This is a genomic window from Sphingobacterium haloxyli (assembly GCF_002980525.1).
Taxonomy (GTDB): Bacteria; Bacteroidota; Bacteroidia; order Sphingobacteriales; family Sphingobacteriaceae; genus Sphingobacterium; species Sphingobacterium haloxyli.
Window position 1 is genome coordinate 195,935 of record NZ_PVBQ01000008.1, and the last position, 20,815, is coordinate 216,749.

The 20,815-nt window shown below is 41.9% G+C and carries 15 protein-coding genes and 5 tRNA genes; 11 read left to right on the forward strand and 9 right to left on the reverse strand.

What is annotated here, in order from left to right; translation table 11 throughout:
• Positions 1-58 precede the first annotated feature (58 nt).
• Together C5745_RS12250 and C5745_RS12255 are read left to right on the forward strand one after the other, a co-directional pair.
• Positions 59-131: transfer RNA gene (locus tag C5745_RS12250), tRNA-Gly, on the forward strand.
• A 5-nt stretch (positions 132-136) separates the two neighbouring features.
• Positions 137-221, forward strand: a tRNA-Leu gene (locus tag C5745_RS12255).
• A gap of 53 nt (positions 222-274) precedes the next feature.
• Here C5745_RS12255 and C5745_RS12260 read toward each other — a convergent pair.
• Entirely contained in the window at positions 275-2,311 is a 2,037-nt protein-coding gene (locus C5745_RS12260) for a heavy metal translocating P-type ATPase (RefSeq protein ID WP_105717334.1), read from the reverse strand.
• A gap of 221 nt (positions 2,312-2,532) precedes the next feature.
• Here C5745_RS12260 and C5745_RS12265 point away from each other — a divergent pair, with 221 nt between their 5' ends.
• From C5745_RS12265 to C5745_RS12275, 3 genes are all read left to right on the forward strand, one after another.
• Complete coding sequence (locus C5745_RS12265; RefSeq protein ID WP_105717294.1) at positions 2,533-3,381, forward strand: mechanosensitive ion channel family protein; 849 nt, start codon at positions 2,533-2,535, stop codon at positions 3,379-3,381.
• Between the two features lie 33 nt (positions 3,382-3,414).
• Positions 3,415-4,725: a TIGR00341 family protein gene (locus C5745_RS12270; protein ID WP_243403336.1), complete on the forward strand. Its 1,311-nt coding sequence runs from the start codon at positions 3,415-3,417 to the stop codon at positions 4,723-4,725.
• A gap of 186 nt (positions 4,726-4,911) precedes the next feature.
• Positions 4,912-5,730, forward strand: coding sequence for an undecaprenyl-diphosphate phosphatase (locus C5745_RS12275; protein ID WP_105717295.1), 819 nt, complete (start codon positions 4,912-4,914; stop codon positions 5,728-5,730).
• An 11-nt stretch (positions 5,731-5,741) separates the two neighbouring features.
• Here C5745_RS12275 and C5745_RS12280 read toward each other — a convergent pair whose 3' ends face one another.
• The 6 genes from C5745_RS12280 to C5745_RS12310 form a co-directional block, all read right to left on the reverse strand.
• Positions 5,742-6,419 carry a potassium channel family protein gene (locus C5745_RS12280; RefSeq protein ID WP_105717296.1) on the reverse strand — a complete coding sequence of 226 codons (678 nt, stop codon included), beginning with the start codon at positions 6,417-6,419 and terminating at the stop codon, positions 5,742-5,744.
• An 89-nt stretch (positions 6,420-6,508) separates the two neighbouring features.
• Positions 6,509-7,888, reverse strand: coding sequence for a TrkH family potassium uptake protein (locus C5745_RS12285; RefSeq protein WP_207795792.1), 1,380 nt, complete (start codon positions 7,886-7,888; stop codon positions 6,509-6,511).
• Between the two features lie 160 nt (positions 7,889-8,048).
• Positions 8,049-8,438, reverse strand: coding sequence for a hypothetical protein (locus C5745_RS12290; protein ID WP_105717298.1), 390 nt, complete (start codon positions 8,436-8,438; stop codon positions 8,049-8,051).
• Positions 8,439-8,666: 228 nt separating this feature from the next.
• Positions 8,667-9,983, reverse strand: coding sequence for a dicarboxylate/amino acid:cation symporter (locus C5745_RS12300; protein WP_105717300.1), 1,317 nt, complete (start codon positions 9,981-9,983; stop codon positions 8,667-8,669).
• A gap of 13 nt (positions 9,984-9,996) precedes the next feature.
• Entirely contained in the window at positions 9,997-11,163 is a 1,167-nt protein-coding gene (gene nhaA / locus C5745_RS12305) for a Na+/H+ antiporter NhaA (protein ID WP_105717301.1), read from the reverse strand.
• Between the two features lie 343 nt (positions 11,164-11,506).
• A tRNA-Ser gene (locus C5745_RS12310) sits at positions 11,507-11,591 on the reverse strand.
• A 203-nt stretch (positions 11,592-11,794) separates the two neighbouring features.
• Here C5745_RS12310 and C5745_RS12315 point away from each other — a divergent pair.
• Positions 11,795-11,868: transfer RNA gene (locus tag C5745_RS12315), tRNA-Arg, on the forward strand.
• Positions 11,869-12,045: 177 nt separating this feature from the next.
• On the opposite strand, the gene C5745_RS12320 is transcribed toward C5745_RS12315, so the two are convergent.
• On the reverse strand, positions 12,046-14,313 hold the full coding sequence (locus tag C5745_RS12320) for an aconitate hydratase (protein ID WP_105717302.1): 2,268 nt from the start codon (positions 14,311-14,313) through the stop codon (positions 12,046-12,048).
• 139 nt (positions 14,314-14,452) lie between these two features.
• The gene (gene rpe, locus C5745_RS12325) at positions 14,453-15,133 is read right to left on the reverse strand and encodes a ribulose-phosphate 3-epimerase (RefSeq protein WP_105717303.1); all 681 of its coding nucleotides are present in this window, start codon (positions 15,131-15,133) and stop codon (positions 14,453-14,455) included.
• Between the two features lie 146 nt (positions 15,134-15,279).
• On the opposite strand from rpe, the gene C5745_RS12330 reads away from it, so the two are divergent.
• The 5 genes from C5745_RS12330 (at position 15,280) to C5745_RS12350 (ending at position 20,766) form a co-directional block, all read left to right on the forward strand.
• On the forward strand, positions 15,280-17,433 hold the full coding sequence (locus C5745_RS12330) for an HD family phosphohydrolase (protein ID WP_105717304.1): 2,154 nt from the start codon (positions 15,280-15,282) through the stop codon (positions 17,431-17,433).
• Between the two features lie 95 nt (positions 17,434-17,528).
• A tRNA-Ser gene (locus C5745_RS12335) sits at positions 17,529-17,618 on the forward strand.
• A gap of 363 nt (positions 17,619-17,981) precedes the next feature.
• Positions 17,982-19,031, forward strand: coding sequence for a patatin-like phospholipase family protein (locus tag C5745_RS12340; RefSeq protein ID WP_105717305.1), 1,050 nt, complete (start codon positions 17,982-17,984; stop codon positions 19,029-19,031).
• A gap of 59 nt (positions 19,032-19,090) precedes the next feature.
• A complete protein-coding gene (locus tag C5745_RS12345; RefSeq protein ID WP_105717306.1) occupies positions 19,091-20,320 on the forward strand; it encodes a nucleoside recognition domain-containing protein in 1,230 nt (409 codons plus the stop codon).
• A gap of 77 nt (positions 20,321-20,397) precedes the next feature.
• Entirely contained in the window at positions 20,398-20,766 is a 369-nt protein-coding gene (locus C5745_RS12350) for a methylglyoxal synthase (RefSeq protein ID WP_105717307.1), read from the forward strand.
• The last annotated feature ends 49 nt before the right edge of the window (positions 20,767-20,815 follow it).

The following is a 20,815-nucleotide window of genomic DNA, read 5'->3' on the forward strand; positions in this document are numbered from 1 at the left end:
AAAAGCGTCAAAATAATTTTAGGAATAAAATTTTCTGTCTATATTTGCATCGTCGCAAGCGAAAGTAGCTCAGTTGGTAGAGCACAACCTTGCCAAGGTTGGGGTCGCGAGTTCGAATCTCGTCTTTCGCTCAGTTGCCTAGGTGGTGGAACTGGTAGACACGCAGGACTTAAAATCCTGTTCCCGTTAAGGGAGTGCGGGTTCGATTCCCGCCCTAGGTACTAAAGGAAACAATACGATTGTGTTGTTTCCTTTTTTTATGGTCAGCCTTTCTTTAAAAGCTCATCCGTTGTATTCGTATAGCATTCAATATCGCTAATAATGCTACGCCAACATCGGCAAACACCGCTTCCCACATTGTCGCTAATCCGCCTGCTCCTAGAACCAGAACAATAGCTTTTATACCGAAAGCTAATCCGATATTTTGCCAAACAATTTTCCTGGTTTGTTTACCAATGTTAATCGCCACCGGTATCTTACTTGGTTTATCGTCCTGGATAACCACATCCGCTGTTTCGATCGCGGCGTTGCTTCCTAGTCCGCCCATAGCAATACCGACGTCGCTCAAAGCGATTACCGGAGCATCGTTCATACCGTCTCCAACAAAAGCAACACTTTCGCCTCGCGTCTTGATTTCCTTTACTTTGTTTACTTTATCTTCTGGCAACATGTCGCCGAAAGCATTTGAAATTCCCAGTGCTTCGGCAACGTGCTCGACAACAGTGCTCTTATCTCCGCTCAACATGGTTGGTTTTACACCAAGCGACTTCAATTTATCAATAGTCAGCCTGGAATCCGCTTTGACACTATCAGCAATCGTGATGTAGCCAACAAATTTATTATCGTAAGCAATGGCAATAGTCGTATAAACGATGGTATTGGGATTTAAGTCGTGTTGGATTCCAAATTTCGCCATCAGTTTGAAATTTCCAACCAACAGGTTTTTTCCACCGATAGTGGTTTTTAATCCTTGGCCAGGGATCTCTTCCGTATTTTCCAACTTAATTTCACTGTTTGGCTTTCCGACATATTCGTGAATAGCTGTTGCTATAGGGTGTGTGCTATGGCTTTCCAAAACATTGACCATCTGAAGAATCTCACGCTCTTCAAATTCCGCATTAATATTCACTTCGCGGACTTTAAAAACACCTCTCGTCATTGTTCCCGTCTTGTCCATTACCACGTTCTGGATGTTGGCCAAAGTATCTAAAAAATTGCTACCTTTTATCAAGATACCATTCCTGCTTGCAGCCCCGATACCACCAAAATATCCTAAAGGGATCGAAATAACCAACGCACAAGGGCAAGAAATAACCAAGAACACCAAAGCCCTATACAACCAATCGGTGAATACGTAATCCGAAACAAATAATACAGGTAGGAGCGCGATTCCAATGGCGAGGAACACGACGATAGGTGTGTATATTCTGGCAAATTTACGGATAAATAATTCCGTCGGTGCTTTTTGAGAAGTAGCGTGTTGCACCAATGTCAAAATCTTACTTAACTTGCTATCCGTATACGCCGCTGTAACCTTTACCTGACTGACAGTATTTAGATTTATCATCCCTGCTAAAACTGTTTCTCCTTTACTTTTGGTGTCAGGTTTACTTTCCCCCGTGAGTGCGGCGGTGTCGAATGAAGCAGAATCAGATAACAGTGTCCCATCCAAACCCAATTTGTCACCGGGTTTTAGCATTATAATTTCGTCGATATCCACCGTTTCCGCATTTACCATTTCAGGCTCTTTATTTCTTATAACCCATACCTTATCAGGTCTTTGATCTAGCAATGATTTGATGTTCAGCTTCGCCCTCGAAACGGCCATACTTTGAAACACTTCTCCGACGCTATAAAATAACATTACGGCAACACCTTCCGGATACTCGCCTATAGCAAACGCGCCAATTGTTGCGATACCCATTAGAAGAAATTCCGAAAAGATGTCCCCTTTGTTTATGCTTTCTACAGCTTCTTTGAGCACAGGCACACCCACGGGAATATAGGCAATCACATACCAGATAATCCTAACCCCGCCTGTAAACCATCTCTGTGTCTCCACATAATCCATGGCAAGCCCCATAAGTAATAGCGTTGTAGAAATGAATGCAGGCAGAAACATCTTGAAAATACTATTGTTATGACTTGCATGCTTATGCCCATCATTGCTGTACTCTTTCCGAACATGCTTTGTACTACAACAACTATCATCCTGTAGCGTTTCTTCCACACCTTCTTTAGTGTGTGTGTTTTCTTCCTGCGAGCAACAGCGCTGCCGGCCCTGCATGTCATTAGTCTGTTTATCTGCCATTATTAAGAATCTTTCAACACCAGCCAAAATCGTAGCTTCGTATTCTACGAAGTTACAAAAGAAGAACATACAATACTAACCTTCCGTTTACCAGAAAGAAACGGAAAACTTCAAGCGGACAAAAAGGAATGTACTGGATGATTTTATCAGGATTCAAATATTTTTTCCTATATTTCCGACGAAACACAATATTGAATTTTGAACTTTATAAAACATCTAAAATGAATAATCTGGAATTTAATGATATTCAGCAACATTGGGATAATTTTGTTTCCGCAGCTATTGCATGGGCGCCGAGAATCCTAACAGGATTTGTTTCCGCTCTCCTCATATACTTGATCGGCTCTTGGTTGATTAGGTTTATAAAACGGATGGCGGAGAAGACATTTCAAAGACGTCAGATGGATATATCGCTTCAACGTTTTCTCCTCAACCTTATCAACTGGGGACTCAACATTCTTCTGTTTATTGTGGTGGTTACGCAGCTTGGTGTCCAGACCTCTGCTTTTGTAGCAATGATCGGTGCAGCCGGACTAGCCATTGGATTAGCCCTACAGGGGTCATTGGCAAATTTTGCTGGAGGAATATTGATTCTGGTGCTCAAGCCTTTCAAAATTGGAGACTATATCTCATCCGACACCGGCGTATCAGGCACCGTACAAGAGATAGATATTTTTAATACAAAACTCACTACCCCCCAAAACCAACTAGTTGTCGTCCCCAACGGGCCAATGTCGAATAGCAGTATAACCAATTACACCCAGCTCGGGACGCGAAGAACATGGTTTGACATAGGAGTATCATATGGTGCTAATTTAAAAGACGCAAAGGAATTATTGTTAGCTGTAATCGATAAAAATGAATACGCGATGAAAGAACCAGCGCCCCAAGTTGTTGTTACCGAGCTTGGAGACAGTGCCGTCAATCTATCGATACGAGTGACTACCACTAACGAACATTTCTGGACCATGAACGAACAGTTGATCATCGATTGTAAAGCTGCACTGGATAGTGCCGGAATTGAGATCCCCTTCCCTCAACGAGATATCCACATCCGAAAAGAAGGCTAAGGCAAATTTTGATCTTACGGTGTAGCGAAAAACATGATGATAAATTTTATACGTTTCTTTGATCTCCACCAGGGAGAAGATAAGAAGGAAACCGTGCTGGAGAGCGTCGTCACCAACATCTCCTTCCGGGGTTCCAATGCTTGGATTCTGGCCTGTGCCATCGTGATTGCGTCAATCGGACTGAATGTCAATTCGACTGCCGTCATTATCGGAGCCATGTTAATTTCCCCGCTTATGGGACCAATTGTGGGAGCAGGCTTTGCGTTAGGGACATTTGATTTTCCGCTCCTGAAAAAGTCAATCAAGAATCTATTGATAGCAACAGGAATTAGTCTGGTTGTATCATTCCTATATTTCACCCTTAGCCCTTTTAAAGAAGCGCAATCGGAACTCTTGGCACGTATTTCCCCAAACATCTACGATGTACTTATCGCATTCTTCGGTGGCGTTGTTGGCGTCATCGCGATTACCAGGGTAAATAAAGGCAACCCGATACCGGGGGTGGCAATTGCAACTGCGCTGATGCCCCCCCTCTGTACAGCGGGCTATGGGCTTGCCATTGGAAATCTAAGCTATTTCGCAGGTGCGTTATACTTATACATCATAAACTGCGTATTTATCTGTCTGGCGACATTTGTCATTGTTAAATACCTCCGTTATCCCAAGATGCATTACGTGGATAAGCAACGAGAGAAACGTATTACTCAGATGATAACAGTTATCACATTAGTACTGGTTGGCCCAAGCCTGTACTTTGCCTACACCATGATACAACAACGAAAATACACGAACAAGGTAGAGCTTTTTATTCAGCAGGAACTAACGGAAAAAGGGTATACTATTATTTATGAGCGACTCCTGCAAAACCGTTCGCCCAAGCAGTTGGAACTCGCCTTTTTGGCAAAGAAATTCAGTAATAGAGAGATCGATGCACTTTCGCAATCTATGAAATCATTTGGTATAGAAAATACGGAGTTGGTTATACGACAGGATAGTCTTGACATCCGGTCAAGTATTTTGAACGAAATCAATCAACGAAATATATCTGTCAACGAAAAAGATCTAACCATCCGCGCGCTTAACAATAAATTAGCAAGCTATGAATTGGACAATGGAAGGCTTCAAAGTGATCTATCCATCCTTTTTCCAGAGATAGAAGATTATAGCATAGGCGTTCAAAGCCGATATGTAGACGCCGATAGCATATCGAAGCATATCGCATTTATATATGCAACAAAAGAATCGTTAGCGGAAGAACAGGCGAATAAACTGAGGCAGTGGGTTAAAAACCAGTTCCCACTTGATAGTATCAATCTTATACAAAGGAGGATAACGCAGGATTAGAAATTTACCTGCCCGACACGGCAGAAGCCCGTATCAAAAAGTGTTAAAAACTTTCGTGAAGTTTTAAGAATCGTACCATGAAAGTTTTGCTTTGCAAAGTCGAAACTCTATATTTGCCACAGTTTTTTATATGGCAAAAACATCTTTTTGCCACCTTCACCTTTATCAATCAAGATAAGCAGAATAATGGATATTTTTAAAGCGATTATTGTAGGTATTGTACAGGGACTAACAGAATTCCTACCCGTATCTTCCAGCGGTCACATCATTATAGCTCAAGAAATCTTAGGACTTGACTATGGTGATGAGGATAACCTGTTGTTTGCCGTAATGCTGCACGGCGCAACGGCCTTGAGCACACTCGTGGTGTTTCGAAAGGATATTTATAATATCCTTAAAGGTTTGTTAGCGTTCCGAAAAAACGAATCGTTGAGCTTTGCCATATCGATACTGGTATCCATGGTTCCTGCGGTGATTGTCGGACTTTTCTTTATCGATACCTTGGAACAATTGTTTTCCAACCTTCTTGTTGTAGGGTGTTCTTTACTTGCTACATCGCTTTTACTATTGTTTGCAAGTAAAAAAAGAAACCAGGGAAAAGCTATTAATACGGTAAGGGCCTTCGTTATTGGTATCGGCCAAATGTTGGCGGCGGTATTCCCCGGTCTGTCACGCTCCGGCACTACGATTTCCACAGCCCTCCTTATGGGGACCGATAAAGATAAAGCTGCAAGATTTTCGTTTCTCATGGTGTTGCCACTTATTATCGGAGCAACAATAAAAAAGATCTTTGAAACGTCCTCAATAAGCCAGCCAGAAGTAATAGAACAAGCAACCACCATGACTATCCCTGCTTTGAGTCTTGGATTTTTGGCAGCTTTTTTAGCCGGACTGTGTGCTTGTAGTTGGATGATAAAACTCATCCGAAACGCAAAACTCTATTATTTCTCAATTTATTGTGCGTTAGTAGGTACCGCCGTAATAACCTATGCATTGATTAGTTAACGCACAATAGTCTATAAAAATGACTTGATATGGTCATTATACCCATATATCGCCAAGATATCTCCTTTTTCCAAGACGGTATCAGGACGAGGTACACCGTGTAATACAGTCGTAACAATATTTTTTCCGAAAGATGTTCGTTGTTCAGTGTTCTTCAATATTGTTAATACCAACAGTTCGTACCTTTCACGGAAACCAATTTCCTGTACCGACTTTCCTACGTATTTGTCTGGAACAACAACTTCAACTATGGAATAGTTGCTGTTAAGTTCGAAGGAATCGATAAGCCCTGTCATGCTCAGGCGCTTCGACCACCGCTCTGCCGATTCCTCTTCGGGGTGCGCGATCTCCGTGATGCCCAGTGCACCCAAGACCTTTTCATGCAAACGGTTAACCGCCCGGCTGATTAAACGTTTCACTTGCGCTTCCTTACATAATGCAGACACCATTATATTGGCCCCTTCATCTTCTCCTATAGCTACAATAACTACATCGGTATTTTTTAAGGGAAGCGTATTGAATGCCACTTCGTCGGTAGCATCCAAGCAGACGGTGTGCGTAATTTTTTCTTTAAGCGCCGTAATCTTTTCTATTCGCTGATCGACGCCGATGACCTCATTACCCTGCGTTGTCAGCTTTTCCGCTAGCGAGGAACCAAAATTCCCCAATCCTATTACGATAAATTTCATCTTTGTACTTTTTTAATGGTTGACGAGCGCTCGGCGTGAGTAATTACGTTCTTCGTACCGATATGCTCTATATCTCGGTTTCATAAATCTTAATATATAGTAAGCTCTTCAGGAGCGTACCGATAATGTGTGTATTTTACTTTTTTGATGAACGCGATGAGCACCGATAACATCGTTACTCTTCCCACAAACATCGTCAAAATTAAGATCACTTTGCTCTCTGTGACAAACTCACTTGTTACACCTAGGGAAAGCCCCACAGTGCTATAGGCAGAAAAACACTCAAAAGCCACTTCCAACAACGGACGGGTAGGCTCAAAAAAGGAAATCGAGAAAATCGCCATCCCGATGGTGAAAAGCGAAAGGAACATGGTTGCAAACGCTCTTTGTATGGATATAGTACTAATCTCTCTCCCAAAAACCTCTGTCCGGTCCTTGCCTTTTGCCAGGCTCAATATGTTCAGGACTGCTACAGCTAAGGTACTGGTTTTAATACCTCCGCCGGTAGAGTTAGGAGAGGCTCCTACCCACATTAACAGCATGACAAAGATAATCGTTGAGAATTGCAACGCGCCAAAGTCTATGCTGTTAAAACCGGCTGTCCTCGGTGTCGTGGCAGTAGAAAAGGCAATGACTAATTTTCCAACCCCCTCATGAGCAGCAAGCACGTTCCCGTATTCATTAATATAGACAACTAAAGTGGCAAATAGCGTAACGATACCTGTTGTGACCAGATTAATCTTACTATTGATGTTTAATACCCAAGGACGATGAAAGCGACCCTTCAATGTCCATTTCCCGATAAGCTGTTTATACACGTGCTTCAAATACTGAAGAACGTTTACGACAATAGGAAATCCCAACCCTCCAAAAATATAGATCAAGGATATAAGAAGCTGTAGGCTGTAGTTATGCACAATGGCATCATCCATCAATCCGTTCGACATGGTGGAAAATCCCGCATTACAGAAAGAAGATATGGCATGGAAAAGTGAATAAAATATACGGCTGCCATAAGACATTCCCGTGTTGTCGCCCAAACTCCAAAATATACCTATAGCTCCAATGATTTCTATACCTAATGTAACCCAGACCGTTCGCCGCAGCAGCACAAAAACTTCTGACATCCGCTGCGTGTTCGAATATGCGCCCACGGCTAACTGATTCTCATAGGTACTTCCTCCCTTGAGGAAATAACTAAACAACGCTGCGAACGAGAGAATGCCTATTCCGCCAGCCTGAATAAGGAGCATAATAGTGAGCTGCCCCCAAAATGTAAAGTGGGTTGCCGTGTCCACCACGATCAGCCCTGTAACGCAAACAGCGCTGGTTGAGGTAAAAAGCGCATCAATCCACGACAATGGCTGGTGTAATGCCCACGGTAATTTCAATAGGCAAGTACCCGCCATGATAAGAAGCAAAAAGCTAGAAATGAATAACTGCGCGGGGTTATAGAAACGTTTCTTCACAATATTTTAAAATGCGGGGTAAAGCTAAAGTTTTTTTCCTTTAATCTCAAAATTGTCGAACCTGTTCCTTCGTTGAAATAATTCACCTTTGAATAATACGGTCGCTCGATAGAGTCGCTCGATAGATATGTTTGGGCTCCCCTGCCCTAGCTCATATCTATCAGATGGAAGATGTGCCCGTGGGAAGCGACCGGCAACGATCGTTAGCCGTTATCGTATAAATTAATGCTCCTAATGCATAGAAAGGCACATCCCAGACATCGGCGGTCATCCTTTCATTCCATAAAGGAAGTATTATTTCAAATAAGACCGATACCAGCAGGAAACATGCAAATACGTGCGATAGTGGCAGGGTATAAGCGGGATTTTGATAAATCAGTTTCCTTTCCCAACCTATCAGCGGTAATACAATGGGCATAAATAAGATCGGATCAAGGTAGCTGTCTATAATAGGAAGTGAGACCTTCGCTACTTTCTGTGCATATTGGTGCATTAAGAATAGAATGGAAGATACAGTAAAAAGCAAAGTTAGCTTTCGGTTCACATTCATAACGCGATTAGAAAAACAAGCAACAATACTACTAACAGTACGGGGGAGAACAACAATAATAAGAACAATACAGGGAGTTTCAGTACAAATATCAAAATCTGTAAAAGAACCGGCTGACCTTTTTTGGGACGGACCCAATTTTCCAACCGCTTATAAGCGGTTGATATGACTTCCCATATTTCCTCCCTTATTGTTTGTTTTTCAGGTATATTCTGATTTTCTTCCCCTCTATTCCTCTGCATTTGGTTTTATATATGTAGCATTACTTCGTTGGAGCGTTGTCCGGCCCATTCCAAATCTATTCATTAATAGAGCAACCATAGAATCACCCGATATATTGGTAGCTGTCCTCAGCATATCCAAAGGTCTATCAACGGCGAAAATCAAGGCTATACCCGCGGGATTAACACCAATGGATTCCAATACAATGACTAGCATTAGGATTCCCGCTCCGGGCACGGCCGCCGCACCAATAGAGGCCAATGTTGATGTTGCAATTACACTTAGCTGTTGTGCAATAGTAAGGTCGTACCCCATTACCTGTGCGATAAAGACTGCAGCGACCCCTTGATACAGGCACGTCCCGTCCATGTTGATCGTGGCTCCAACAGGAAGGACAAAGCTTAATACTTCTTTCCTTATATGCAAGTTCTCCTTCGCACATTCCATCGTTACAGGAAGCGTAGCGGCGCTCGAACTCGTCGAAAAACCTAGAAGCTGCGCAGGTAAAATGCCCTTAAAGAATTTAAAGGGATTCATCTTTCCAAAGGAATAAATTATTATTGAATAAATGCCGTACACCAATACCAGCAAACCTAGTATTACGGTAACAGCATACATACCCAAAGCCTTAAACATATCTATAGAAGGAGCTTCTGCGATAAGCGTGATAATAAGAGCGAACACTCCGTAAGGCGCGAACATCATTATGATATCGACGATCTTTAACACGACAGCATATCCTGAGTCGAGTACGTTTTTAAGCCCTCGTATATGATCGATTGGCAATGATATCATTGCGATTCCTACCAACAGACTAAAAAATATAACTTGGAGCATATTGCCGTTTGAAGTTGTCGCATGAAAGATATTCTCCGGAACAATATCGACAATTACCTGTAAAGGTCCTCTTTCCCCTTTTACTTCGTTAGCTTGTTCCACTTTTTCTCCTACCTCTCCGCCAAACGACTGTAACATCTCTTGCCGGGTATCTTCAGAAATAAAGTTGCCCGGCTCAATAATATTAACCATGCCCAGTCCAATAGTAACAGCAATGAAAGTAGTCAGGATATATAAACCAAAGGTTCGAAGTCCAAGACTAGAAAGTTGTGTCACATCTTTCAGATCAGAAATACCTTTAATTAATGACACGATGATTAGCGGTATAGCAATCAATTTCAATAGGTTAATAAAAATAGTGCCGAAGGGTTTTATCCAATCGGAGACAAGTTCTCTTCCACCGTCAAATTGGATACACAACGCCCCGAACAATATCCCTGCGACAATTCCGATCAATATCTGCCAGTGTAACGCTATTTTCTTCATGTATAATTTTTAGTTAGCTGTTATTCGCCGGAGTCGTTGCCTTGTTCAATAGAACGTATCCAATAACTCCCGAAAGCAATGAAGCCACCAAAATGGAAAATTTCGCCTCAGCAATAAGGAGATCACTCGAAAAAGACAATAGCGCGATAAAGATTGACATCGTGAAACCTATACCCGCTAAAAGACCGATCCCAATAATCTGAGTCCACGAAGCTCCTTGGGGCATCGAACCTATCCGCAACATAATTGCCAACTTTGTCATCAAATATACACCGACGGGTTTACCTAGCATAAGTCCTAATATGATTCCTATACCCAAAGGCGAAACCAGACCTTCCAACATACCATCCTCAAAGCGAATATTGGTGTTGGCTAGGGCAAATACAGGAACGATCAGGAAATTCACAGGTGTAGTTAGCGCGTGCTCCAACTTCAATAACGGCGGTTCGTGCTTCCCCTTGGTGGCCAACGGGATGGTCATCGCTGTCAGTACCCCTGCAATAGTGGCGTGAATACCCGAATGGTGAACAAAGTACCAGATAAACAGGCCTGGAATGAGATAAAATACCAACGACTTGACTCCCATCCTGTTGAAAATAAAGAGCAGCGCTAGTATGGCGGCCGCATACCCTAGATACACCGTGTGTAACTCAGCAGAATAAAAGATCGCTATAACCAAGATTGCGATGAGGTCATCTACAATAGCCAAGGCGGCCAAAAATATCTTCAATGACGCGGGAACTCGTTTGCCCAACATCGCAACTACAGCTAACGCGAATGCTATATCTGTTGCCATGGGGATTCCCCATCCGCTCGCTGTTTCCGTTCCTTGGTTAACAAAAATGTATATACCCGCGGGCACAACAGCACCGCCAAAAGCACAAAGTATAGGAAGTAGAGCCTGCCGAGGGGTAGACAGCTCACCGCTAACAAGCTCCCTTTTTATCTCTAATCCGACCAAGAGGAAGAAAATCGCCATCAATCCGTCATTTATCCAGAGGGCGAGTGAATATTTTAGGTGTACCGCATCATTTTCAAATCCAAGCGAGGTATTCAATAACCTTTCAAATGAGTCACCGAGCGGGGAATTGGCAAGAGCCAATGATACGACTACACAGATAAATAAGATTATCCCCCCACTAGTTGGAGAATCGATAAAATTTCTGAGGGTTTTTAGCATAATAAATTCGTACAAAATAGTAAGCCTCAAATATAATATAACCGAATAGAATAGAAAAGGAAAATCGGACATGTTTCCCAAAAACCTTCCGGAATCCTATCCTCCGTCCGGTCTTCTGGCTCTCATCCCTCGGACAGCGCCTAAGAAAGCCTTATAAATAAAAAAAGCTCCAATCTTTTGATTGAAGCTCCGCGGAGAGTGAGGGATTGGTTTAGCCCCGCAATCCCCAGCCTCGGCCCTAAACCTCCTGTGGATCGAACCCTATGGGTTCTCATCCCCTTCCGTAGCAAAATGAAAAAGCTTTAGAAATAAAAAAGCTCCAATCTTTTTGATTGAAGCTCCGCGGAGAGTGAGGGATTCGAACCCCCGAACCTGTGACAGTTAACGGTTTTCAAGACCGCCGCATTCGACCACTCTGCCAACTCTCCGCGACAAAAGTACAAATTTTCTCCTTTATCCAAAACTTTATTTCAAATTTCCAAGGTATAGGCAACTCATTCCTCAACAAACATTTTAGCTACGGGAAAATATACCTTTGGCGTGCAATCAGTTAATCCAACCCCAACAAAAAATAATCATTTTATTTTGCAAAATAAGCACAATTGCCTACTTTTGTTGCACCGAAAAGGAGGCGCCAATAGCTCAGCTGGATAGAGCAACGGTTTTCTAAACCGTCGGTCTCAGGTTCGAATCCTGATTGGCGTACCTAAAAAACCTGCTATCAAATGATAGCAGGTTTTTTCTTTTGGAATAAAATCAAATTATCCCTTAATAATTACTTCGTAAAAACCATAAACGAATTTTAAATCCGTAAAAGATTATAAAAAAAAGCCGCAGTCCATTTGAAGAACCGCGGCTTATGCGTTTGCGTATTTTTAATTTTTAACCTGCCTGCTTCGCACGGATGATATTCAATGCTCCCCCTGCTTTAAACCATTCAATCTGCTGCGCATTGTACGTGTGATTAACCAAGATGCTATCTTGTGTGCCATCCGCATGGTGTAAGACGAGCGTCAATGGTTTTCCCGGAGCAAATTCCGTTAAGCCAAGGATGTCAATGGTATCATTTTCCTGGATCTTATCGTAATCGTCCTTGTTGTCAAACGTCAGCCCTAACATACCTTGTTTTTTCAAGTTAGTTTCATGAATGCGGGCAAAAGATTTAACCAACACGGCCCGTACTCCTAAATGGCGAGGTTCCATGGCAGCGTGTTCACGAGAAGATCCCTCACCGTAGTTTTCATCACCAACCACGATTGAACCTATACCCGAGGCTTTATAATCACGTTGTGTAGCCGGTACAGCAGCATACTCGCCAGTTAATTGATTCTTAACGAAATCGGTTTTGTCATTAAAGAAATTAACCGCACCAATAAGCATATTATTGGAGATATTGTCCAAATGTCCCCGATATTTCAACCAAGGGCCTGCCATCGAAATGTGATCGGTAGTACATTTCCCTTTTGCTTTTATCAATAGTTTCAATCCAAAAAGGTCGGTTCCTTCCCACGCAGGGAATGGCTCTAATAATTGAAGGCGATCAGATGTAGGTGACACATCTACTGTCACAGAAGAACCGTCTACTGCGGGCGCCTGATAACCTGGATCCTTGACATCAAACCCTTTTGACGGCAATTCGTCACCTGTTGGTGGATCCAGTTTTACCTGCTCGCCGTTTTTATTGATTAATGTATCCGTTACCGGATTAAATCCTAGGTTGCCCGAGATAGCGATTGCCGCCACCATTTCTGGAGAAGTTACAAAAGCATACGTATTTGGGTTACCATCAGCCCGTTTTGCAAAGTTTCTATTAAACGAGTGAACAATGGTATTTTTCTCTTGTTTATCTGCTCCGGCTCGGTCCCACATCCCGATGCAAGGACCGCAAGCATTTGTAAAGATTGTCGCGTTCAAGTCTTCGAATGTTTTTAACAAGCCATCACGATCTGCTGTATAACGCACCTGCTCAGAGCCTGGGTTAATACCAAACTCAGCTTTTGTGACCAATCCCTTGTCAATAGCTTGCTTAGCAATAGAAGCAGCGCGCGACAGGTCTTCATAAGAGGAGTTAGTACAAGAACCGATCAAGCCCCACTCAACCTTTAAAGGCCAACCGTTCTTTTCTGCTTCTTCACGCATACGCGATACCGGTGTGTACAAATCTGGAGTGAAAGGACCATTCAAAGAAGGCTCCAACGCGGATAAATCAATCTCGATTAACTGATCAAAATACTGCTCCGGATTAGCATAAACTTCAGGATCTGCTGTTAGGTGCTGTTTGACCGCGTTTGCCGCATCTGCTACATCGGCGCGACCTGTAGATCTTAGATAGCGCTCCATAGATTCGTCATAACCGAAGGTAGATGTTGTTGCTCCAATCTCTGCTCCCATGTTACAAATTGTACCTTTACCAGTACATGATAACGATTCCGCTCCTTCTCCAAAATATTCCACAATAGCGCCCGTGCCGCCTTTCACTGTCAGAATCCCGGCCACCTTCAATATAACATCTTTCGGCGCAACCCATCCAGATAGCTTACCCGTTAATTTAACACCGATTAGTTTTGGAAACTTCAGCTCCCAAGGTAAGCCTGCCATTACATCACATGCGTCAGCTCCACCAACACCGATCGCAACCATCCCCAGACCACCGGCATTCACCGTATGGGAGTCCGTTCCGATCATCATTCCACCAGGAAAGGCATAGTTTTCCAAGACTACTTGGTGAATGATACCAGCTCCAGGTTTCCAAAACCCTATACCATATTTGTTTGATACGGAAGATAAGAAATTAAATACTTCTGAACTTTCGTTTTTTGCACGTGTCAAATCCTGCTCCGCTCCATCCCTTGCTTGAATTAAGTGGTCACAGTGAACAGTTGAAGGCACGGCGACCTTAGGGCGTCCGGCTTGCATAAATTGCAGCAACGCCATTTGCGCCGTAGCATCTTGCATAGCAACACGGTCCGGAGCAAAGTCTACATAAGAGGTACCTCGTTCATAAGCTTCGGTTGCATTTCCTGCCCATAAGTGAGCGTACAAAATTTTCTCAGCAAGAGTTAAAGGTTTATTAACCACCTGACGTGCAGCAGCAATGCGCTCGTCATACTGGCTATAGACCTTCTTGATCATTTCTATATCAAAAGCCATTTATTTAATAATTATTTGATGTACTATATTAAAACTAAATCAGTTGCCCAATTTTAAGTCAGAGCAAAAATACAAAAAGAATACTTTTTAAGTAGATTTAAACCACGGCAAACCCTAATTTGGAATAAATCCAAACAACTTAAATCTGCGATGCTATCGGCCCCACATTTTTCAACTGCCGAACCGCTTCTGCAGGATCCGCAGCAGAAAAAACACTACTTCCGGCAACTAACACATCAGCTCCTGCCTCTACCAGCTTTGCAGCATTATCTATACTGACCCCACCATCGACTTCAATCAACAGGGAATCATTTATCTTTGAAGACAAATACCTGATTTCCTTTATTTTAGTATATGTTTGTTCAATAAACTTCTGTCCTCCAAAACCCGGATTAACGGACATAATACATACTAAATCAATATCCCTAATAACATCTTTCAACAAACCTACCGGCGTATGTGGATTCAATGCCACCCCCGCTTTACACCCCAGCTCTTTAATAGCCGCCAGTGTTCGGTGAAGATGTGTACAAGCTTCGTAATGTACTGTAATAACAGTCGCGCCAGAATCCTTACAGTTTTTTAAATAACGATCTGGATCCACAATCATCAGATGTACATCTAATGGTTTTGACGCATGTTTGGCGATTGCCTGCATAACCGGAAAACCAAAAGAGATATTGGGTACAAAGACACCATCCATAATATCAATGTGAAACCAATCTGCTTCACTGCGGTTTACGATTTGTATATCATCGTAAAGCTTCGCAAAATTAGCAGCCAGAACAGATGGAGCTATCAGATGTTTTGTTGTAGGCATGTTTCTTTTCAAAAAATTTTCCAACAAAGATACGGAAGTCTAAAACTATTACACGAGTAAATTGATATTTTAATCCTTTAAACGATTGCCTAATAAATAGTACATTTGTTGTAAAATTATATTAATAGCATAAAAATAATAGGCAAGTGGCAAAACTCAAAATCAATTACATTCGCGACAAGAATCAAAACAATTCTTTTATAGTGAAATTTGCCCTGATTATTTTGGCAATCGTATTGATTTGCATTTTCTTACCGAAACAACCGCGTTTTCGTTACGAATTTGAAAAGGGGAAAGTATGGAATCACGAAAACCTCGTGTCTCCTTATAATTTTGCTATTTTAAAAACGCAAGAAGAGCTCAACAGAGATCGAGAACAGATACTGAAGACTGTTCAGCCCATTTATAACTTAAATGTCAGTGCCAGCAAAGAACAGATCGACCAATTCAATACGGATATTGCGGAGAAATGGCAAATTGCTAATATGGATTCCCTGTCCAGTCAAAATATAGAAACATATCAATCAGTAGGAAATGCCCTTCTTAATTACGTCTACAATAGGGGTATTATTTCGCTTAACAACCGTTATCAAAACAAAGGCATGGACGCTGACCAAGTGGACAAAGCACAGAGTCAGTATAACTTCACACTGATTCAAGATAACGTAGCCCAACAGAAGAATACCTCCGATATTTTCACTATTGAATCTGCCAATCAATACATTGAAAACAATCTTTCCAAAAACAACAGAATAGATCAGAAGACATGGTTAGCAGAAACACTCAAGAACTACGTTACCATTAATTATATCTTTAATGAAAACCTAACAAACAAAGCGGAACAGAATGCATTGGCCAATATTTCTGTTACTCGCGGGATGGTACAAAAGGGAGAGCTTATCGCCGAAAAAGACAAGATCATCAGTAATGAAACTTATCAGAAACTAGCTTCCTTACGTAAAGTTTTTGAAGATGAAGCTCGAATTAGCGGCAACCAGGGGTACGTTATGCTCGGCCAGTTTGTCGTCATTTCGATGTGTGTATCCCTCCTGATGGTGTTCCTCTTTTTTTTCCGATCAACCATCTTTGAGAGCAATAGATTGCTATTTATTATTTTGATCGTCATCGTGTGTATGCTCGGCGTGCTGTCCTGGGCAATCAACATGAAAATTCCCAACCTTTATTACATCCCTTATTGCAGCGTCCCTATAATCTTTAGGGTATTGTTTGACACACGCGTAGCCTTGAATATCCATTTGTTGATGGTCCTATTGGCTGCGCTATTCGTACCCAATAGCTTTGAATTTGTATTTTTACAGTTCATGGCTGGTATGGTTGCTATTTATAGCATCAGAACTTTGGTAAAACGGGAACAGTTTTTAATGTCGTCCCTAATCATTTTGGGCACCTATATCGTAGCATATATAGGGTTAGTGTTAACCCGAAATGGATCGATAAGTTCCGTTTATTGGGCAGATGTCATTCCTTTTGTCGTTAGTGTTGGACTGACGCTCTTAGCTTATCCGCTAATATACGCTTTCGAACGTTTATTTGGTATCGTTTCCGATCTAACTCTGATGGAATTGACGAATAGCAATTCCCGTTTGCTTAGAGAACTCTCGCTGAAAGCACCAGGAACTTTTCAGCACTCACTACAAGTAGCCAACCTTGCGGAGGCGGCAATTTATAAAATCGGTGGAAATCCATTGTTAATCCGTGCAGGAGCGTTATATCACGATATTGGCAAGATGTCCAACCCATTGTTTTTCATTGAAAATCAAAAGACTGATACCAACCCCCATGCAGAGCTGACCCCGGAGCAGTCTGCACAAATCATTATATCACACGTGCATAAAGGTGTTGAGATGGCCAAGAAAAACCAACTTCCAGAAGTTATCATCGACTTTATACGTACACACCATGGCACAACAAAGGTTGATTATTTCTACAATATGGCTATCAAGAACAATCCGGACAAACTAGTGGACGAAAGCATATTTAAGTATCCCGGACCTGTACCCTTTTCCAAAGAGACCGCCGTACTGATGATTGCCGACTCCGTGGAAGCAGCTTCTAGAGCTTTGAAAGAACCTACAGAAGAATCCATCAACAATCTGGTTGACAAAATTGTGGAGTATAAAATCACCCAGCGCCAATTTATTAATTCTGATATTACGATGCGTGATATCACAGCGGTATCTGATATTTTCAAATCGATGTTAAAGAGTATTTATCATGTCCGGATTGACTATGACGTCAACAAAAAAACCGCTCCCACAACCGGTGTTATAAAAAATTAATTGAGTGCCAGATGTTTATTCTTTTTTGACAAAAAAACCCTTTTAAAGCTTTGCGGATTGAAATATTTGCTTTATGTTTGCACTACTCAAATGGAGGAGAGGTGCCTGAGTGGCCGAAAGGAACAGTTTGCTAAACTGTCGTACTGGAAACGGTACCGCGGGTTCGAATCCCGCTCTCTCCGCCACTAAAAATAAAGCCCGACAATAGTCGGGTTTTGTTGTTTATAGACTTTTGTAAACAACGTTTGGACAAAAGGATTAAACAACAAAAATAATGAACGGAGTGAATGGCTTTATTTTTAGTGAAGCCTCCCCTTTTGGGGATCACCGAGCAAGGCGAGGTAATCCCTCTCTCCGCAGAGCTTCAATCGAGAGATTGGAGCTTTTTTTATTCTAAAGCGTTTATATTCTGCTACTAACGGGAGGAGAACCGCGGGATTAACTCCCATTGAATACAAAAATAAGTTTGCGAAGATGACAAACGAGATTTAAAAATTCGCTTTTTTTGCCTTTTTTATCTAGATTTAGGTGATAAACCAAACGGACATATGAAGAGAATACTTTCAATAGACGGTGGTGGTATCAGAGGTATCATTCCAGGGATGTTTTTGGTAGCACTAGAAGAAAAAATTAAACAGGCAACGAACAATCCAGAAGCACACTTAACCGACTATTTTGATTTTTTTGCGGGCACAAGTACAGGCGGAATCCTCTTGTCTATCCTATTATGTCCCGACGACAACGAGCCGAGCAAACAAAAATATACAGCAAAAGACGCGCTCGACATTTATCTAGACCACGGGACGGAGATATTTTCCGCTTCAACTTGGCGTCGTTTTCTAAGTAAATTCGGCTTACTAAGTGAGCTTTACGATGAGACTATATTAGAAAATCTATTGAAGAATTATTTTGGCAATAAAAAACTCAGTCAGCTTCTAAAACCTTGCATTATCACAGCATATAACATCGAATTGCGAAAAAACCACCTTTTCCGTCAACAAAAAGCGATATCGCACGGCGACTTGCGCGATTTTTATATACGGGATGTATGTCGTGCTACGTCCGCCGCTCCTACGTATTTTTCAGTAGCAGAAATATTTTCCCTCGCCGATATACGCTATCCCTTGGTAGACGGCGGCGTCTTTGCTCACAACCCTTCGCTATCCGCCCTTTTAGAAGTTATCAAAAGTTACAATACCTATAAAATAAATGATATTTGGATATTATCCCTCGGAACAGGATTATCAAAAATGTCATATGATTATGAGGATTTTAAGAAAAAACGAGCCATATCCATCGGACCTGCGTTAGTCGATATTATGAGTAGTAGCTCTGCAGAGAGTACGGATTATTATCTGAAACAGTTGTTCCGATCAGTTAACAAATCGGGTAATTACATCCGCATTGAACCCAGCAATCTCTCCTCAATCCATCCATCTATGGATTCCGCATCTCCGGCAAATATTCAAAAACTTGTTTCTCTCGGCGATAAATTAATCAGTGAACACGAAGAGCTAATGAATCAAATTGTTGCAGAAATTATACAAGACAACAAAAACAAATCGGATCGGTCTGTATGGAATTTTTTAAAAAATTAGACCCGTTATAGAACAGGTTTCCATCCATAAACCTTACATTTACACAACAAAAGACAAGTATGGCGCTAAATTACATTTGGGTCTCCTTTTTCTTAATAACATTTCTGGTCGCTATCGCCAAGCTTATCGGGGGCGATACAGAAATATTCCAAAACATTGTCAACTCCCTCTTTGAAAGTGCAGCCAACGGTGCCACGATCTCCCTTGGTTTGATAGGTATGATGACCTTTGCTTTGGGTATTATGAAAATTGGAGAAAAGGGTGGTATGATAAATATCTTTGCCAAAGCGGTAGGGCCGTTTTTTAACCGACTTTTTCCTGAAGTCCCAAAAAATCACCCTGCGCTGGGCTCTATCTTGATGAATTTTTCTGCCAATGCACTCGGCCTGGACAATGCCGCTACTCCCCTTGGACTGAAAGCCATGAAGGAGCTCCAAGAGATTAACACGCAGAAAGATGCGGCCAGCAACGCGCAAATAATGTTTATTGTATTAAATGCTTCCAGTCTTACATTGCTTCCTATTTCCATTATGGCCTATCGACAGGCTGCCGGAGCGGCCCAACCCTCGGATATTTTCTTGCCTATTCTTATCGCAACGTTCTTTTCTACATTAGCCGGACTGATTACCGTATCTCTATACCAAAAAATCAATCTGTTTCAAAAAACAGTCATGCTGTATTTGGGCGGGTTAGCCATATTGATAGGAGCTGCATTATATTATTTCAGCACACTATCGCCGGAAGAAATTGACGTTATATCTCGCGTATTCGGTAACCTTGTACTATTCAGCATCTTTGTTTCCTTTATTGCGTTAGCCTTGTTTAAGCGTATCAATGTCTATGATGCTTTTATAGAAGGAGCAAAAGAGGGGTTTGAAGTAGCTGTCAAAATCATCCCTTATTTGGTTGCTATTTTAGTGGGCATAGCCGTGTTTCGGGCTTCCGGAACGATGGATTATTTGATAGAAGGCGTCTCCGCTCTCATCGCGTTCGCAGGAATAGATACCTCATTTGTAGAAGCATTGCCGGTCGCGTTTATGAAACCGCTGAGTGGTTCCGGCGCACGAGGATTAATGGTGGAACTGATGGCAACAAACGGTGCGGACGATTTTGCTGCCCGTGTAGCCTGTGTAATACAGGGCTCCACCGAGACAACGTTTTATGTATTGGCCGTTTATTTTGGTTCAGTGGCTATCAAGAAAACACGGCACGCGCTTCCATGCGCACTCCTAGCAGAACTTGTTGGTATTATCGCCGCTATCATCGTGGCTTATATTTTCTTTGGATAAAAATTATTAAAACTGATCGACAGCGATCTCGTTAATAGATTAAAGGACAAACTTAAACTTATCAATAAATTAAACGCATGAAAAAAACAATTGCATTAATTGCACACGACGGAAAAAAAGCGGATATGGTAGCCTTTGTGAAAGACCATATTGAATTTCTACGAAATGCAAATATTGTCGCTACCGGTACTACAGGATCCTATGTAGCACAAACCGGTCTGGAAGTGGAACTTAAACTAAGCGGTCCAAAAGGAGGTGATGCGCAGATAGCTGCAATGGCGGCTGAAGGCAAAGTCAACGGGATCATATTCTTCCGCGATCCGTTAGGTCAACACGTACATGAGCCCGACATCCAAATGCTTATGCGCATATCCGATTTGTACAACGTTCCACTAGCTACTAATCCAGCCACCGGAAGTTTAATTATCGAGGGATTATTTTCGTAAACAGATCCAAGAATATTATACCATGTAAAACGATTTAATATAATTATCT

What these genes read in the sequence shown, in the direction of transcription:
- C5745_RS12290 (WP_105717298.1), bottom strand. Translation starts at nt 8,438, where the DNA reads ATGAATGTGAACCGAAAGCTAACTTTGCTTTTTACTGTATCTTCCATT.
- C5745_RS12270 (WP_243403336.1), top strand. Translation starts at nt 3,415, where the DNA reads ATGATGATAAATTTTATACGTTTCTTTGATCTCCACCAGGGAGAAGAT.
- C5745_RS12345 (WP_105717306.1), top strand. Translation starts at nt 19,091, where the DNA reads ATGGCGCTAAATTACATTTGGGTCTCCTTTTTCTTAATAACATTTCTG.
- C5745_RS12265 (WP_105717294.1), top strand. Translation starts at nt 2,533, where the DNA reads ATGAATAATCTGGAATTTAATGATATTCAGCAACATTGGGATAATTTT.
- C5745_RS12260 (WP_105717334.1), bottom strand. Translation starts at nt 2,311, where the DNA reads ATGGCAGATAAACAGACTAATGACATGCAGGGCCGGCAGCGCTGTTGC.
- nhaA (WP_105717301.1), bottom strand. Translation starts at nt 11,163, where the DNA reads ATGCTAAAAACCCTCAGAAATTTTATCGATTCTCCAACTAGTGGGGGG.
- C5745_RS12300 (WP_105717300.1), bottom strand. Translation starts at nt 9,983, where the DNA reads ATGAAGAAAATAGCGTTACACTGGCAGATATTGATCGGAATTGTCGCA.
- C5745_RS12340 (WP_105717305.1), top strand. Translation starts at nt 17,982, where the DNA reads ATGAAGAGAATACTTTCAATAGACGGTGGTGGTATCAGAGGTATCATT.
- C5745_RS12350 (WP_105717307.1), top strand. Translation starts at nt 20,398, where the DNA reads ATGAAAAAAACAATTGCATTAATTGCACACGACGGAAAAAAAGCGGAT.
- C5745_RS12275 (WP_105717295.1), top strand. Translation starts at nt 4,912, where the DNA reads ATGGATATTTTTAAAGCGATTATTGTAGGTATTGTACAGGGACTAACA.
- C5745_RS12320 (WP_105717302.1), bottom strand. Translation starts at nt 14,313, where the DNA reads ATGGCTTTTGATATAGAAATGATCAAGAAGGTCTATAGCCAGTATGAC.
- rpe (WP_105717303.1), bottom strand. Translation starts at nt 15,133, where the DNA reads ATGCCTACAACAAAACATCTGATAGCTCCATCTGTTCTGGCTGCTAAT.
- C5745_RS12280 (WP_105717296.1), bottom strand. Translation starts at nt 6,419, where the DNA reads ATGAAATTTATCGTAATAGGATTGGGGAATTTTGGTTCCTCGCTAGCG.